Annotated in this window: 18 protein-coding genes; 14 read left to right on the top strand and 4 right to left on the bottom strand. The window is 30.1% G+C overall.

Translation table 11 applies throughout. The annotated features are described in order from the left end of the window. Positions 1-52 precede the first annotated feature (52 nt). Entirely contained in the window at positions 53-319 is a 267-nt protein-coding gene (locus HA145_RS03550; protein ID WP_209127882.1) for an RNA recognition motif-containing protein, read from the top strand. Here the strand turns inward: HA145_RS03550 and HA145_RS03545 are convergent. Beyond that, positions 316-510 (bottom strand): hypothetical protein, encoded by a 195-nt coding sequence (locus tag HA145_RS03545; RefSeq protein WP_011818162.1) that lies wholly within the window; start codon positions 508-510, stop codon positions 316-318. The genes HA145_RS03550 and HA145_RS03545 overlap by 4 nt on opposite strands. A gap of 307 nt (positions 511-817) precedes the next feature. Between HA145_RS03545 and HA145_RS03540 the strand changes: the two genes are divergently transcribed. From HA145_RS03540 to HA145_RS03530, 3 genes are all read left to right on the top strand, one after another. Continuing rightward, positions 818-919: a DUF4278 domain-containing protein gene (locus tag HA145_RS03540; RefSeq protein ID WP_209127881.1), complete on the top strand. Its 102-nt coding sequence runs from the start codon at positions 818-820 to the stop codon at positions 917-919. Between the two features lie 137 nt (positions 920-1,056). Further along, positions 1,057-1,206, top strand: a complete 150-nt coding sequence (locus HA145_RS03535; RefSeq protein WP_209127880.1) for a hypothetical protein — start codon at positions 1,057-1,059, stop codon at positions 1,204-1,206. 161 nt (positions 1,207-1,367) lie between these two features. Beyond that, on the top strand, positions 1,368-2,195 hold the full coding sequence (locus HA145_RS03530; RefSeq protein ID WP_209127879.1) for a hypothetical protein: 828 nt from the start codon (positions 1,368-1,370) through the stop codon (positions 2,193-2,195). 29 nt (positions 2,196-2,224) lie between these two features. Here HA145_RS03530 and HA145_RS03525 read toward each other — a convergent pair whose 3' ends face one another. Beyond that, entirely contained in the window at positions 2,225-3,076 is an 852-nt protein-coding gene (locus HA145_RS03525; protein ID WP_209127878.1) for a hypothetical protein, read from the bottom strand. Between the two features lie 200 nt (positions 3,077-3,276). Between HA145_RS03525 and HA145_RS03520 the strand changes: the two genes are divergently transcribed. The 5 genes from HA145_RS03520 to HA145_RS03500 are packed head-to-tail and all read left to right on the top strand — an operon-like array spanning position 3,277 to position 7,515. Beyond that, positions 3,277-3,510: a hypothetical protein gene (locus HA145_RS03520; RefSeq protein WP_209127877.1), complete on the top strand. Its 234-nt coding sequence runs from the start codon at positions 3,277-3,279 to the stop codon at positions 3,508-3,510. Between the two features lie 46 nt (positions 3,511-3,556). Next, the gene (locus HA145_RS03515) at positions 3,557-4,009 is read left to right on the top strand and encodes a hypothetical protein (RefSeq protein WP_209127876.1); all 453 of its coding nucleotides are present in this window, start codon (positions 3,557-3,559) and stop codon (positions 4,007-4,009) included. 49 nt (positions 4,010-4,058) lie between these two features. Continuing rightward, positions 4,059-4,874 carry a hypothetical protein gene (locus HA145_RS03510; RefSeq protein WP_209127875.1) on the top strand — a complete coding sequence of 272 codons (816 nt, stop codon included), beginning with the start codon at positions 4,059-4,061 and terminating at the stop codon, positions 4,872-4,874. A 10-nt stretch (positions 4,875-4,884) separates the two neighbouring features. Next, positions 4,885-6,237 (top strand): type II secretion system protein, encoded by a 1,353-nt coding sequence (locus HA145_RS03505; RefSeq protein WP_209127874.1) that lies wholly within the window; start codon positions 4,885-4,887, stop codon positions 6,235-6,237. An 18-nt stretch (positions 6,238-6,255) separates the two neighbouring features. Further along, positions 6,256-7,515: a hypothetical protein gene (locus HA145_RS03500; protein WP_209127873.1), complete on the top strand. Its 1,260-nt coding sequence runs from the start codon at positions 6,256-6,258 to the stop codon at positions 7,513-7,515. A 10-nt stretch (positions 7,516-7,525) separates the two neighbouring features. On the opposite strand, the gene HA145_RS03495 is transcribed toward HA145_RS03500, so the two are convergent. Beyond that, positions 7,526-8,032, bottom strand: a complete 507-nt coding sequence (locus tag HA145_RS03495; RefSeq protein ID WP_209127872.1) for a type II secretion system protein — start codon at positions 8,030-8,032, stop codon at positions 7,526-7,528. A 186-nt stretch (positions 8,033-8,218) separates the two neighbouring features. On the opposite strand from HA145_RS03495, the gene HA145_RS03490 reads away from it, so the two are divergent. The 5 genes from HA145_RS03490 to HA145_RS03470 are packed head-to-tail and all read left to right on the top strand — an operon-like array spanning position 8,219 to position 13,719. After that, on the top strand, positions 8,219-8,854 hold the full coding sequence (locus HA145_RS03490; RefSeq protein WP_209127871.1) for a type II secretion system protein: 636 nt from the start codon (positions 8,219-8,221) through the stop codon (positions 8,852-8,854). A gap of 51 nt (positions 8,855-8,905) precedes the next feature. Further along, entirely contained in the window at positions 8,906-11,041 is a 2,136-nt protein-coding gene (locus tag HA145_RS03485; RefSeq protein ID WP_209127870.1) for a hypothetical protein, read from the top strand. Next, entirely contained in the window at positions 11,014-11,613 is a 600-nt protein-coding gene (locus HA145_RS03480) for a hypothetical protein (RefSeq protein WP_209127869.1), read from the top strand. The genes HA145_RS03485 and HA145_RS03480 overlap by 28 nt, the downstream gene beginning before the upstream one ends. Before the next feature lies 1 nt (position 11,614). Beyond that, complete coding sequence (locus HA145_RS03475; protein WP_209127868.1) at positions 11,615-12,223, top strand: pilus assembly FimT family protein; 609 nt, start codon at positions 11,615-11,617, stop codon at positions 12,221-12,223. 5 nt (positions 12,224-12,228) lie between these two features. Further along, the gene (locus tag HA145_RS03470) at positions 12,229-13,719 is read left to right on the top strand and encodes a PulJ/GspJ family protein (protein WP_209127867.1); all 1,491 of its coding nucleotides are present in this window, start codon (positions 12,229-12,231) and stop codon (positions 13,717-13,719) included. A 34-nt stretch (positions 13,720-13,753) separates the two neighbouring features. Here the strand turns inward: HA145_RS03470 and HA145_RS03465 are convergent, their stop codons facing one another. Continuing rightward, the gene (locus HA145_RS03465; protein WP_245151773.1) at positions 13,754-15,364 is read right to left on the bottom strand and encodes a type II secretion system protein GspD; all 1,611 of its coding nucleotides are present in this window, start codon (positions 15,362-15,364) and stop codon (positions 13,754-13,756) included. Between the last annotated feature and the right edge of the window lie 27 nt (positions 15,365-15,391).

The following is a 15,391-nucleotide window of genomic DNA, read 5'->3' as shown; positions in this document are numbered from 1 at the left end:
TTTTTAAAAATTTAATTTATGGCTACTTCTTAAATAGGGACATAAATTATTTATGACATTAAGCTTAAATATTGGGAACTTATTTAATGATTCCTCTAGTCATGCATTAGTTGATGAGCTAAGAAAAAGAACATCAGAAGAAGATATCTTAGATTTTGAGGAAAAATTTAACTCCAAAAACGAAAAAAATCTACACATTTATATATGTAGATTTCTAAAAAACAGATCGATATCCAGAGGTCTAGCCTCAAGGTGGTTAATAACCATAATTAAAAACAAAGAATCAAAAATTGATGCTTTGCAAAAATTAAATAATTAAGTTAGTCCTGATAGTTTCCATAAAGCAATTCCAAAAATTGAGAATCCCATAATGAAAGTAAAGGCCAAAGCATTTACTAATTGAACCTTATCATTCATTCTGTTTGCGAATGGTAATAATTGAGCAAATAATGGAGTCTCTTCAACTATTGCGGATTTTTTTACTGTAGGTTTTTTGCTTCTAGAAAACATAAAACAAATTTTATAATCTTAAGAATTTTACATTTAAAAGTTCATTAAATAAAAAATACTTCTCAAAAACGAACAAAATGTAACCTGCAAGAAACTACATAAATAAAAAAACAAATTTCTTAAGTAGGACCATATTTCATTATTTAAGTATTAAGTTTTTTTTTATTAAAGAACTAGACAAATAATTTTCATGAATGTTATTATTAAATTGTAGCAACCGCTACCAAAACGTTCAACTTGCGTATAGCAAGCCGCAAATCGACTTAAGCCATGGAACGGGGACTTAAGCGAAACCGGAGCTTAAAAAATGACTCTAATTTACAGAGGGCAAAAGTACGTCCAAAACAAGGAAGCCGCTAAAAAGCAGCACAACGTACTAACTTATAGAGGAAAAGCTTATACAAGCTAGTTCAATTATCCAATAAATAAAAAAAGCCACTTTTAGTGGCTTTTTTTATTGTCCAAACTTAATCAAAAAAAACATTTAATACTTTATAACAAGAATTAAATTAATATGATTTAATTGCATTTATATATCTGATAATTATGGCAGACCAGAAACCTTTATTTAAAGCACCTTATGACATAAAAGATGTAAGTGCTCTTTTCGCCATAGTTGCCTTAGTTTTAATAATCTCTGCCATAATTGGGAATAACTTATTTGGTTTATTTCAAGAAAATGTTAATTTCGGATAAGTTCATTTTTAACTAACTTTCTTTTATAAAGCAATTAAATAAAACTCTTACATTTTTTTAAACGATTTATTTCTAGCTAAGTGGCAGATTTTTGGGCTTTTTTTAATATGCAGCTAGACAAAAGAATATAAAGTGAGATGCTTGGTATAGTTGATTGATTTATGAAAAAAGAAATCTTTTTTCCCAAAAAAAATACTTTCAAAGAAGAACAACAAGGATATACGATAGTTGAAATTCTTCTCATAACTTTAATTATTGGATTGACCTTTAGTATATCTCTTCCTTTGTTTGGGATTGTAATTAATAAAGCAAGGCAAAAAGAAGCAACTCTAATAGTAAATAGTGTTCTTAAAGCAGTAAAAGCTAATTATTCATTAACTTCATTTTTACCAACTAAAGTAAAATCTCTTAATAAATTTGCATCCTTGCATGAGTGTATCTCTCAAGAAGTTGAGATGAAAGGTAGCGAAGTTTGCAATCCAAATACTATTGCTCCAATAGATGGTGATGAAAAATATTTTTACTCTCCATCAGGAAATTATAAAGTTGAACTCAAAACAACTGAAATAAGTAATTCTGATATTATCTTTCAAGTAAGAGCAATTCCAAATGGAGTTCGCTATCAAAATATGGGCAGTAGTGTAACTGGTTGCTTCAACCCAATCGCAGGAATATCAAATATTAAAGAATATTCACCTTTTAATGCTGGGGGGAAAGATTTCATGTCTTGTTTTACCGTGTTTCAAATCAAAAAAGCAGAGGAGGCTAGATTAGCTGAAGAGGCAAGATTAGCTGAAGAGGCAAGATTAGCTGAAGAGGCAAGATTAGCTGAAGAGGCAAGATTAGCTGAAGAGGCTAGATTAGCTGAAGAGGCAAAATTAGCTGAAGAGGCAAAATTAGCTGAGGAGGCTAGATTAGCTAAAGAAGCAAAACCTAAATGTATTTACTGGAACCCCAGAAATCCCTCACAATGTTTTAGGTTTGAATAATTAAATATTTTGCATAGAAGTTTTTTATTTTAAAGAATTCTTCTAAATCCCATTTGTATTCCTGATGAATCAAAGCCATCTTTAGCTTCGTATATATAAGGTGTACCCAAGCCATCATTTGTTGTGTGAGATTTTGCATTCCTAATAAATCCCTCTACATATATGACGTTTTTATTATAAAACTCATAACTCAAACCTCCTTTTAGCTGTAATACGAATGCTTGTCTTACATATTCAGGAATAAAAGGAGCTGAATCTTGAACACTATTAACAAATCCAATTCCCAAGCCAATGAATGGTGAGATTTTTTTTCTTGATCTGAAATCATAGTAAGTATTTATTATGTAAAAGTCTTTATGTAATTTCCCTCTGTCATCTCCGATTTTAGTAATACTTTTGTCAAAATAAGTAAGATATTCATCAAATCTTCCATTTTCTTGAGCATATGATATTTCTGTTCTTATTTTCCCAAAGTCATAACCTAAACCTATCTCATTAGTATAACCTAATTCAGTATACCTATCATCCCATATCGCTTTATTCGTAGAAGTATTATAAACATCATAATTTTCTAAATTTGAATAACCAAAAGCAAAGTTTAGATAGAAATTTTTTATTGATTTTGAAATATTTTCAACTTTTTCATTATTATTTATTTTCATTTTAATTAGCTTAATTTCTTTGGTATTTTTCTCAGAAAAATTTAATTCAGCTTTTAAGTTTTTTGGATCTTTTTCCTCAAGAAATTTTGCTATTTTCTTCTCTTCAGATATTTTTGTTTTTTTGACGACATTGTGTTTAATATCTTGATTTATTAATGCACAAGATGAAAGGAAGAAATTTAGAAAGAAAATTAAAAATAGAATTTTCCTATGAATCATTTCCTTGATAGAATTATTAGTGTTTTAAATTTTTGTTATTTAAATTAAATCTTTTAAATCATATAAAGTCAAAGCCTCATTTATTTGATTTTAAAAAATTAAAAATAAGAATAAAGAACTAATTATTAGATGCCTAGTGTAATTTTACTTGACACATAGAGATGAGGTTGTTAACTGAATTAAGATACTCTCAAATTTTGATGTATCCCAAAATTTCATTGATTAATAAAAACAAGAGTGAATTAGTGGTTTTTGAAAGGGACTTTAATAACCCTTTTAATGAAGGATTTATCATTTATTGGGAAATTTCCAAATCGAATAATAAGCAGTTTATTTTCAAGAAAAGACTTACAACAATAAGAGCTTTAAACAAATTAAAAAAGCTTCTGGATGATGGTTGGACAAAGCTAAATTTTTCAGATCAGGCTGCTTAATTCTTTCAATTGTTAGATATAAGTTAATTCTAGAAAAGTAAAACTCATGAATAAAAAACAAATATGCATATTTTTATTATTTTTTTTTACGGGTTGCAGCAAAAATAATCCAATATTGTTCAATAATTTTCAAGCAATAAGATGTGAATCAAATATACAAGATGAAAAATATAATGATTATATTTTTGATTTAAATGATGGTAAATTATATTTTTATGATCAGAAAAAAGATGAATTTTTTCTAAAAAGTGAAAGATACGAATCTGGATATTTTAGTGAAGATTCAATTGAATTTTATTCGAAACTTCTTGATAACAAATTAATTATCACTACAATTGAATATGGTTATGATACATCAAAAAAAGATAGAAAAATTAAACACATTATTAATACAAAAAAATTATCTAAGAAGACATTTGAGATAATAGGAAGCAAAAATCATTTTTTATTCATCTCTAAATGTTTTTGGATTGATCCCAAATTAGGTATAAAATATTAATCAAATAAATTTTACAAAGGAATTTAAATCCAAGAGTTTTTTTTGAATAATGAAAATTAGTAAAATATCATATTTTTTAATAGCTTATCTTACAAGTTTTACTTCTTTCCAATTAAAGCCTATACATGCCTCTTCAACAATTTTAAATTGCAATAGTAAAATTCCTAAAGGTGTTCCTTGCCTAATAAAAGCTTATTCATACAATGTAGAAATTGAAAAAGTAGATATATGTCCAAAAAATCCATTTCCAGAGTTTAGAACTACTCCTGATTATGCAGGCTCATTATGTTTAAGCTTGTATGATAAAAAAATTAATTCCAGGAAATTAAACTTAACAAATAATTCAAAATTAGAAATACCAGAAAATAATCTTGATAATAGAGAATATAAATATATTTCCATTATCTTTAAAAATAAATTTACCGTTTCAGGAAAATTCTCTTCAAATGAGAACTCGTGGAATACTGGTAAAAAAGGTCCTAAAAATGTTCTGAAAGCAAAAGATAATTTCGAAGTTCCGAAAAAGTTCAGTGAAAAACTTACTAATTGGCGAGGTTTAAACAATCTAGATAACAAATATTGTGATAATAATGGCGGGACTTTCTCTAGATGCGATTTAAACTACAACGGGTATAAACTAACTGCAATTGGTTTAAATGAAAATTTTATAGAAAGCTATGGAGAAAAGACAAAATATCTTTTTTATAATGTTGAATTATCTCCTCCTATTACCTTAAACAAAAAGACAAAAGGCAATATTGATATTAAATTTCAAAGAAATTTAGAGGTCTATGGAGATGGAAAAAACATAAAGTCAATTTCGGTGGCTCCTTTAATATTGAGAGCATTTTTCACAGAAATCTAATAACGAAATTTTGATAAATACAAATAAACATAATAAATACTTATTAAATAAGAACTCAAAAATTAATGGGTTTTCATTTGTAGAATTCATATTTGTTATTACTCTTCTTGGCATAACAGGATCGATAATATTCCCTATATTCAATTCGTCACAGAATAAAGCGAAACAAAAAGAAGCTACCTTAATTGTAAATTCAATTCTCAAAGCAGCAAAATCAAATTACGGCTTATATGCTTATTTACCTTCATCCTTTGGCGAAATAATTAAATTTTCAGATTTGAAAAAATGTAATGCAAATGATGTCGATATAAATGGAAGATTATCTTGCAAGAATATAAAACCAACTCCTGTAGAAAAAAATGATATAAGCTTTTTCTCGCCCTCTGGTAATTACAAAATTGAGATGTCTTCATCCTATATTAGGGAAGAGGGTTCAATGTTTCTGGTTAAAGCTAATCCAAACGGTTTAAATTACAAAGATGAAGGGAATGCCGTTATTGGTTGTTATAGTCCCACAAGTGGCGTGAGTTTAGTTAAAGAATTTTCAGGATATGATAAAGGAGAAAAGGATTATATAACTTGCGGTTCTCTTATCTCCCAAGGAAATGGGGTAGGAAATGGAGTAGGAAATGGAATAGGAAATGGAGTAGGAAATGGAATAGGAAATGGAGTAGGAAATGGAGTAGGAAATGGAATAGGAAATGGAATAGGAAATGGAATAGGAAATGGAGTAGGGAATGGAATAGGAAATGGAATAGGAAATGGAGTAGGGAATGGAATAGGAAATGGAATAGGAAATGGAGTAGGGAATGGAGTAGGAAATGGAGTAGGGAATGGAGTAGGGAATGGAGTAGGGAATGGAGTAGGGAATGGAGTAGGAAATGGAGTAGGGAATGGAGTAGGAAATGGAGTAGGAAATGGAGTAGGAAATGGAGTAGGAAATGGAATAGGAAATGGAGTAGGGAATGGAATAGGGAATGGAGTAGGAAATGGAGTAGGGAATGGAATAGGAAATGGAATAGGGAATGGAATAGGGAATGGAGTAGGAAATGGAGTAGGAAATGGAGTAGGAAATGGAGTAGGAAATGGAGTAGGGAATGGAATAGGAAATGGAATAGGGAATGGAATAGGGAATGGAACAGGAAATGGGAATGGCTCAGGCAGTAGAAATAGCCAAATATCTGATATCAATGAACAACCATCACTTTCAGGTATTAGTGAAAACAAACAAAAATTTACTATCACAAAAACCGTTGAAAAATTTAATACTTCCAATAAGAGAGTGAACTTAGAAGAAACAAACGAAAGCTCTAAACTTGAAATAAATCAAGATGAATCTCTAATACCTCCTTGGTTTAGGTAAAAAGTACAATATTTACAAATGATTTATGAAATGGTAATCGAGAGATCAAAATACTTGAAAAAAATAAAAAGTCTAGATTTTAAGAATTCAATTTTTAAGAAATTTTTTACCAAGCTTTTTATCATTTCTTTATCTACGATCAATATTTTTGTCAAAGCTCACCCATATGAGAAAAGTAATTTTAATCGACTCGAACCAGGAAATCTAAATATATCTGTTTATATTTTCCATGATAGGAATAGAAATGGAATATATGATTTAGGAGATAAATCTATGGTGGGAGTTGAAACAGAATTAATTAAACCAGATGGAATAAGCGTCATTGCAAAATCAAATGCAAACGGATATACAAACTTCAAAATGGCCTTGGGAAGTTCAAACTATAGGCATATAAATAAAAATAATGAACTATATACTTTTAAAGTTTTAGAACCGCCAAATTGGCGAATAACAACAGGAAACAAGACTCAAAAAATATTTTTCTTGCGAAAGATTGGCTCCCCTGGAGGTTTAATTGCAAAAGAGCCTCCAAACTGGGTAGGCTTAGCTCCAAATTTAACTATCAAAGGACAAATTAAGGGAAGGGAACAAAAATTACCTAGTGATTTAACTATTAAAGCGATAAGCCCAAATAAAAAAAAGGAACATGTTAAGTTAGGGAAAAATAGTGAATTTATATTTCCTGTTTACAAAGGAAACTGGCAATTAATTTTCAAAAGTAAATCAATAAATTGGATGCAAAAAAAAATCATTAATGTCAATCATGCTCCAATCGAGTTAATGAATATTGTTGCAGGTGAAAATAAGTTGCCAATTGCGGGTAAATTGAAAATAGAAAACTTTGATTGGATTCAATATTCAGATCTTGAGAAAATTCCTGACGGACACTTGGGATTAAAATGGAATTATCTTTTGGCAATAAATAATAAAACAGCAAGAGGTCCAGGATACGTGAATATATTGAATAGTGGCCATGGAATAGCATATAGCAGTTCTGGGCATCCAGTCACTATAGAGGCTTTCAAAGGAAAAACTTTCGATTTTGTGGGGGGTTATTTTACTGTAGGGTGGGGTAAGGCGAATGGAGAAGAATTAAAAATAGAAGCTTATAGAAATGGCAAAAAAGTATTTGAAGAGGAATTTCAACTATCTCATTTAGGGCCTAAGTGGCTAGAGGCTGATTTAAGAAAAATAGATAAATTAATATTTTCAACCAAACATTATTGGCAATTTGCTGCAGAAGATTTACATTTTAGAATTGAGAATGATTTAGAGTAATTCTGTAAACTTATTGGTATTCATTTAATAAGGGATCATTTTCTGGAATAATTGGTGAGTAAGCTCCTTCCCACCAATCAAGCCATACTGGAAGTTGACCCTCATAAGTTTTCTCCCCAGTAATTACATTTATTATTAATGAGTAATTTAAGTTTTGTCCAGTACTAGATTTTGTTATTTTAATTCTGTTTCCCTCTGTATTCATTTCATTAATACATGCACCTTGATTACCTGTGTAAGAAAAAATATATTTGTTGTTTTTAAAAATTCCTATTCCAGAATTATTAATTTGCAAATCATATTGAGGAGATAATTCGTTTTTTATTAAATCTGACTGGCATTCCCTAACGCTTTTTAATAAATATTTTTCCGCTACCAAAACCTCTAAAAATTCAAGCGCGGAAGAAAAATTTGGCACCAACATTGTTGCCAGAATCCCAATAATGGCTAAAGCAACAGAAAGATTAGCTATTGAAAAGCCATTTTCCTGTTTTTTTCTAATTTTTTTTATGATCATCTTTTTTTGTTTCAAAAACATTATTGATAATATAAATTACTTTATTTATTTTATTTATATATAGAAATTGTAAAAAAACAGAAATTTAAACATTAGATATAATTTTCAATATTACAAAATGGTTTTTTATTGTCACATTTTGAAAGAAACAGTAAAATTACTAGTAGGTATAAAATTTTTCTAAAAATGAGAAAATTTTTCAGGTCTAGTTTATTTAGCCCAAAACTAAGAATTAATAAAATTAAAAATCTTTCTTCTATTCAGCAATTGAATTCAGAAGATGGATTTACATTAGTTGAATTAATTGTTGTCGTTATGATGATTGGAATTTTATCATCGATAGCAATTCCACAATTCATGACTGCTGCTGATAAAGCTAAACAAAAAGAGGCCACTGGAATTGTTGCGGCACTGATTAAAGCAGCTACTGCCTACCAAACTGAATATGGAGGTTTACCTTCAACTGCTCTGCAACTTTCAGAATACGCAAAATTTCAAAAATGCGGACATTCAGATGCTGCTACTACTGGTGGCCCAGTTTGCAAAAATGCAACTCCAGTTGCACTAGCTAATACTGATACTTCATTTGTCTCGTCATCTGGACATTATGCTATTTCATTTCAGTTAGCAACTATTAATGGGAACGAAGAGTTTCAAGTATTAGCGAATCCCAATGGGACTGCATATGCTGCGAATGGAAGTGCAGTAACAGGTTGTTATGCTCCGCAAGTTGCTCTTTCTGAAGTTTATGAATTCACAGCAAAAGCAGCCACAGAAGCTGATGGTAAAGGGGTTAGAACCTACCGTCCGTGTCAACAATAATTCTTAGTCTATAAGAAAACTAAAAGTTTGTTTTCAAACTTTTTTAATTAAATGTTTTATTGGAAAAAATTTTTTCAAATTAGTTTCATAAAAAATAATCAAGGATTTGCTTTACCTCAAATATTAATAATAGGAATTGGAATTGCAGTAGGTGTAAGTGGCTTAATGGCGGCATCAATATTAAGCCTAACTGGATCAAGAATAAATAGACAAGAACTTCTAGCAAAAGCTTCTTCTTATTCAGGGATCGCTAGATTACGTTCATTATTTAATGACAATTCTCGAGGGAGATTATTTAATTATTTTTGGATTGTAAATAATTGCTCAGATAAATCTACTGATTGTGAATTAACAAATATATCGAATCCATCCAATGAATATTGGACTGATGATTCTTGGTGTAATGATGAAGAGAACTGCAGTGGTAGGCAAAAAGCTCCTTTCTGTACAACTAATGAAAATTCATCGTGGGAGGAAGAACAGCAACTAGTTAGGAATTTATTCATTGGGTCAAACATAATAGGAAACTTTTCAGCAAATTTAGAAAAAGAATTTGAACAATCTTTTAACTTAATTTCTACAAAATATATAGGCACTGAAAATTCTGGTATTAATTCAATTCTTATTGAAGGTATATCATCCCCAATAGATAGTACTAAAGAATCTGCTTCAAATAAACTAAGAGTCAATATTCAAGTAAATAGCGATATACCAGAATCAGGATTCGGTTTCTTTGGAATTGGAGAAAATAATTCAGATAAAAAAGATTCTCTTTTCCTTGGAAATCTAAATATACTTCCTTTTTATAATGCAAAAGGTTCGATAATTTGGAGGATGAATCTTGATAATATTAATGACTGTCAAAATTTAAAAGAATTAGCTAAAGGAGAAAATTCAATATTACCTGAACCTGGGAATGGGGGAATATGGATACAACCTTTGAGTCTTCCCAAACAACCTAGATTGAAAAATGTAATCGATATTGGAACATTAATTTGTACAAAAAATAATTATGAAGATATTAATACCAATTGCAAATTAGATGCAGAAAATTCAACTCAAAAAACTTATCGTATATATTCACTTTACGCAAAAGGTCCTGGTTCGAAATTCGAAGTCTCCACTACCGATGAATCAAAAGTTATCCTTGAAATAATGGGGGATATTGATATAAGCAATGGAGGCATTTTCTGCCATAAAAATGGAACTGGAGATTGCGGAACTGGTAAGCCAGAAAACCTTACTATACTTTTTAAACAAAAAAATCAATCTGAAATAAACAAATTAGTTTGCAATCGTGAAGATAACAATGGTGGGGTAGCTTTTAAAAACAATATTACATATGCAAATATTAGTTACCCAATAGATAATAATCTTTTACCTGGACATAGCTTTTTAATTGATAATACAAGTGATGATTCTACAAGCAAATTTGGTTCTTTTATTTATGGACCAAAGACTACTTTTATTTCAGTAACGCCAAACTCTAATTGGGTTCAAATTAATAATGAAGAAGAGGGAATCAATAGCGGGATGGTAATAACTTCAAGAGGATCTTACGGATATATTAAAAATACAATTGGTAATTCAGTTGATGACAAGATTACAAACCTTATTTTAAATTCTGACCTAAGACTCATACCATATGGAGGTTTAAGAGAAAGCAATCTTTTCAATAATATTGAGGTTATAGGAGTTGGAGAAAGAGTAAGTGATTTACCATTAGGTACACAATTTAATTCATTGACAAATAACGTGTTTTTACTTTTTGATAATTCTACTGGTAATTATCATTTAAGAAGCTTTCAAACAATAAATATCAATCGTTTAAATAATCAAAATATGATGTATTCCTATCCAGGTCATTTCGCAATCCTTAATCCTAAAAATGATGAAAATGATATTAATTTAGGAAGTAATTTAACAGATTACAATTTAGCTAAACTTTGGTTAGAAGCTTTCAATATTAAAGTTCAATCTCTTAATAAAGAAACAATTAGGAACTTTACAGGTGCGGCATGGGTAAAAAATTTATGTTTTGATGCTACTGGAGATAAAACATGGGAATTTTCTGAAAGCTTTAAAGAAAAAATAAAAGAATGGCATGGTAATGAATTTAATTGGGGAATTAAATACTATAGAGGTAAATCAATAATCCTTTGGGATACTCTGCGAGATTTTCAATGAATATAAATAAGAAATTAAATCAAATAATTACTCAAAATATAAGTTTTAAAAAAAATGGTTTTGGAATGGTTGACGCCATACTTAGCATAAGTCTTTTAGCAGGGGTTATTACATATGGAATTTATTTCTCCTCTTTACGTCTTGGTACAGTTCATTCTTCTAACCTCATTCGTTCCATAAATAAAGAAATTGAAAGAGATATCGAGAGATTAAAATTAGATTTATGGTCTATGTCTTACGATAAAAACTCTGGTGAATATAGATTATCAAACCAAACATGTAGTAACTTTTCAGAGGAAATAATTAATCTACCAAGTTGGGTTTTGGACTCTAGTTCAGAAAACGAAATGATTCAATCCTGGCAACCTGGTAAAGAGAGAAGCAAAGTATTTAGCGGTGGTAAGGTTCTAATAACAAGAGAATTGAATATCTCTGCACCTATTAATAATGAATCACTAAATAATTCCATAGCAACATTAAATTACAGAGTGCAATGGGGAGAAAATAACAAACATTGGTTAAGTATTGACCTGACTCCAGAAGCTCATAGCTGGTGTGAACAAATTATTTAAAATGAACTCACTTTTGAGTAAGAAATCTCTTTTAAAAAGTAAATCTTTTGGATTTACTATAGTTGAACTTATAATTGTAGTAGGGATAATAAGTATTTTTTCAGGTTTAATGTTACCCAGTTTTCTAAATTGGATTAGGACAGAACAAGTAAACTCTTATACTAGAGAACTAAGAGAATATTTCCGAGTAGTAAGATTAGATGCTAGAAGATGGGGTTCTATTTGTAATGTTAATACAAATTCGATTTCTTATAATAGCGTTCCTAATGATAAAAACTATTATGGTTATGATGTTTCTTGTAGTGGACAATCCAGAACCATTAATTCCTTGGCCCCAGCCATCAATAATTCTATTTTTCAAGTCACAAATTTAGACTTTCGCATTACTCCAAACGGAAGAATAAGTTCAGATGGTTCAGTGGTTATTGTAATAGGCTCAAGATACTTTAATTCAGGGGCAAAACTACTAAACTGCCTCGTCATAAAATCGCCAACAGGTCATATTGTTAAAGGGAAATTCATAGATAAAGAGTGGATTTCAGGTCAAATGCCAGTAAGTCAAATAGATCAAAATAATATTTTAACTCCCAATAAGTGTGAAGCATCTTAAATAGAATGAATAATAAAATACATAAAAAAAATGGCTTTACAATAATTGAACTGATAATTGCAGGGGCTATGTCAATAACTGCAATAAGTATTGGATTTTCAATATTACAAATTGCTCTCAGGGGAAATAAAATTGATGAAACTCAAATGGGAATCAATGGAAGAATAAGTGATACTTTGGATTTTATTTTAGATGAAGTGAAATCAAGTAAAAGAATAATTGATAACGAAGCGGATATTACTCTATTCAATAACAACTGCAAAATGCCCGATGAAGGAGAATTCCTTTTTGGAATAAGCATACCAAATCAAGCTCTTGCTAAAAGCGACTATATGCCAAAGGGTGATCAACTTACTTTAAATCAAGTTGAATGTCCAATTGTTTATTCTCTTAGACCAAGTCAAAATAACGAAAAATCGCCATATACACTAATAAGATATGGCCCCCAATACAATGAATTAGGATATTATATATCACCTTCCTTTATAAAATTTCAGGAAACAATATTACTCGATGGAATTACTTCATCGACAAATTATAAAAAAATCAATTGTCCTGATGGATGGGATTCATTAAAAACAATAAAAGGGATTTCATTTTGTGTAGATGAATTTAAAAAAGCAATCGAAATACAAATTGAGGCTGGCGATCCTCAAGAAGGAATAAATAATAATCAACTAAGATCTATAGCTTCAATAGGTGGATTCAGTTCGATACAAGATCAAAGTCAAATTAATATTTCTCAGTTAAATTTAAATAACTTTGATAATTCCCCATTATGTTTTGGGGGAAAGTGCTGTTGGCTTGGCGTTTGTTTAAGATCTAATAGAATTACCTATTTAATAGATAATTCTTTTTTTATGCATGAAGATTACCTTCACTTCAACGGTGAAATAATAAATGGTAATTGGCAGCCAATTAGTGAACCTGAAGTATTATCTCCAAGAATAAATGGTAAGAATTTGTTTGAATATATGATAAGCAGCTTAAAACAACATATAAATCAATTACCATCATCAAATAATCTGTCCGATGGTAATAAAATGTATGTTCAAATTATTTCAAATAATAGTTCTTCAAATTATTTGTTTGAAAATGGACCTCAAGAACTTTCTTCTACAAATAAAGTTAATGCATTGAACTTTTTAAATAATTTAAGAGCAGAAAGAGAAACTGCAATAGATCCTTGGGATGACATTTGCAGAATTTTAGAATCTGAATATGTCGGTCAGTTGATAATTTTAAGCGCATGGAAGCCAAATATAGTTTCTGCATCTTCTGGACAACCTTGTGCTGGATCATCTGAAGGAGATTTCGCTGATATAGTAAGTGAATATAATCAGTTCACTAGAAGTAAATCTGCTACTGGAGCTTTATTAATCGACAGCATATCTCTTTATAACAACTACTGCGAAGATTCAAAAAATATTTTCAATAACCAATGGTTAGGTTCACTATCAAAGGGAGCAGAATCTTATTGCGTTCATATCAAATAAAGTAAGCATTTAATAAAAATTAAATAAAAGTACTTTATTTAGAATTTAAATTATTATATAAGTTATTTGCATCTTCACTAATAAATTCAAGATCATATTTTTTGTTATTAATAGTGGTATCGTCATCTAAGACTTTTGGAGTGACTAAAATAATTAATTCTCTTTGATCATTATTAGTTTGTTTTGATCTAAACAAAGCTCCTAATAAAGGAATATCGCCAAGTATTGGATATTTGTAAGTTGTATCTACATCAGTCTCTTGGATTATTCCAGTAAGTACTAGAGTCTCTCCATCTTTTATACGAATTGCACCTGTATCAAGCCTTCTATTATTTATTTTAGATACCAATCCACATCCAACCACATTAAAGCTTCCTGATATTCCAGTAACAATAGGAGTCATTGTGAAAGTAACGTAATTATTTTCATCGATTCCCAAAATCTTTGCTCCTAAACTCACTCCAACAGTATCGTAACTATAGGAACATGCTCCTCCTTCTCCCTGCGTAGCATCTACTGGAACCTTATCTCCAATAACTACAAATCCTTCGCTACCAATTTTTCTTCCAATACCTTTATCATTTCCCGCATCAGTTAGTTTAGACTCACTCAGTAATAAAGTAGGACTTGCTAATACTTTGGTTGATCCATTTTCTATACTTGCCTCAAGTAATCCAAAAAAAGATTTGTTTTGAATAGTAGAACCTGGATTAGAATTAAGCGAACCGCCTGCATCTGGGAATGTAGGCAAATATGCACCAAATGCAGATTTTATTTTTCCTTGTGTACCAATAATAAATGCATCATCCAAAGTACCCCCATAATCTTTCATTGAGGAATTCTTATCAGACAAGTTTACGTCCAAAACTTTAACGCTTAAAGCAACTTGTTTTTGTCTGATATCTAATTTTCCCAAAAATGATTTCGCTAAATTTATTAATTGATCTTCACCAACCATGGTGACTGTTTGTAATCTTTCATCCGTTGTTGCAATAAGTCCAACCAATGGACCAATACTCGCTCCATATACTTTTACAGAAGTTTCTGATTGATCTGTGGTAGTTGACGAAGCAGAAGAACCTTGTACCGCTTGAGATTGAGACGTCCCAGAAGTAACTGAAGTTGTGATAGTAAATGTTTTAGTAACGCTAGCTCCAAGATTGGCTAAGTAGTCAGCGGCTGAACTTGCGCTAATTTGATTTAATTGATAAACATCTGTAGCTCTTTGAGTAAATACAGTGTTCCTGACATTAGGTCCAACATATAAGACATTATCATGTAATTTTGCTTGTAACCCACTGGCCAGAAGCAGGGAGTTAAATGCCTTTTTGTAAGTCTCATCATTCAAAGTCATAGATATTAAACGATCATTATCGAACTTAGATTCATCATTAGGATTATTTTTAACCCAAACGAATCCATAATTTGCTATTTTTGCTAAATACTCAAAAATTTCCTTTGCTTTAGCTTGTTTGAAAACTAAAGAAACTTTCGGGCCTTCAATATCTAAAAGATTCGGATTTATTATGGAGGATGAAATAAGTTGATTTCTTGAGAAATTATCTTTATTAGAAATTTTTAATTCTGATAAGAAAGATTTACTATTATCTAAAAAAATTTTCTTCTGAGATTTAGTATTTAACAATTCTTGAGCAATATTAGGCGCTCCAAA

Origin of the sequence: Prochlorococcus marinus XMU1411 (assembly GCF_017696075.1) — a bacterium.
Classification (GTDB): Bacteria; Cyanobacteriota; Cyanobacteriia; order PCC-6307; family Cyanobiaceae; genus Prochlorococcus_A; species Prochlorococcus_A marinus_V.
Note: the sequence above shows the minus strand (reverse complement) of the source record. Positions and strands in the feature narration are given on the sequence as shown.

Coding starts and splice junctions, on each gene's coding strand:
- HA145_RS03550 (WP_209127882.1), top strand. CDS start 53: ATGACATTAAGCTTAAATATTGGGAACTTATTTAATGATTCCTCTAGT.
- HA145_RS03545 (WP_011818162.1), bottom strand. CDS start 510: ATGTTTTCTAGAAGCAAAAAACCTACAGTAAAAAAATCCGCAATAGTT.
- HA145_RS03540 (WP_209127881.1), top strand. CDS start 818: ATGACTCTAATTTACAGAGGGCAAAAGTACGTCCAAAACAAGGAAGCC.
- HA145_RS03535 (WP_209127880.1), top strand. CDS start 1,057: ATGGCAGACCAGAAACCTTTATTTAAAGCACCTTATGACATAAAAGAT.
- HA145_RS03530 (WP_209127879.1), top strand. CDS start 1,368: ATGAAAAAAGAAATCTTTTTTCCCAAAAAAAATACTTTCAAAGAAGAA.
- HA145_RS03525 (WP_209127878.1), bottom strand. CDS start 3,076: ATGATTCATAGGAAAATTCTATTTTTAATTTTCTTTCTAAATTTCTTC.
- HA145_RS03520 (WP_209127877.1), top strand. CDS start 3,277: ATGTATCCCAAAATTTCATTGATTAATAAAAACAAGAGTGAATTAGTG.
- HA145_RS03515 (WP_209127876.1), top strand. CDS start 3,557: ATGAATAAAAAACAAATATGCATATTTTTATTATTTTTTTTTACGGGT.
- HA145_RS03510 (WP_209127875.1), top strand. CDS start 4,059: ATGAAAATTAGTAAAATATCATATTTTTTAATAGCTTATCTTACAAGT.
- HA145_RS03500 (WP_209127873.1), top strand. CDS start 6,256: ATGATTTATGAAATGGTAATCGAGAGATCAAAATACTTGAAAAAAATA.
- HA145_RS03495 (WP_209127872.1), bottom strand. CDS start 8,032: ATGATCATAAAAAAAATTAGAAAAAAACAGGAAAATGGCTTTTCAATA.
- HA145_RS03490 (WP_209127871.1), top strand. CDS start 8,219: ATGAGAAAATTTTTCAGGTCTAGTTTATTTAGCCCAAAACTAAGAATT.
- HA145_RS03485 (WP_209127870.1), top strand. CDS start 8,906: ATGTTTTATTGGAAAAAATTTTTTCAAATTAGTTTCATAAAAAATAAT.
- HA145_RS03475 (WP_209127868.1), top strand. CDS start 11,615: ATGAACTCACTTTTGAGTAAGAAATCTCTTTTAAAAAGTAAATCTTTT.
- HA145_RS03470 (WP_209127867.1), top strand. CDS start 12,229: ATGAATAATAAAATACATAAAAAAAATGGCTTTACAATAATTGAACTG.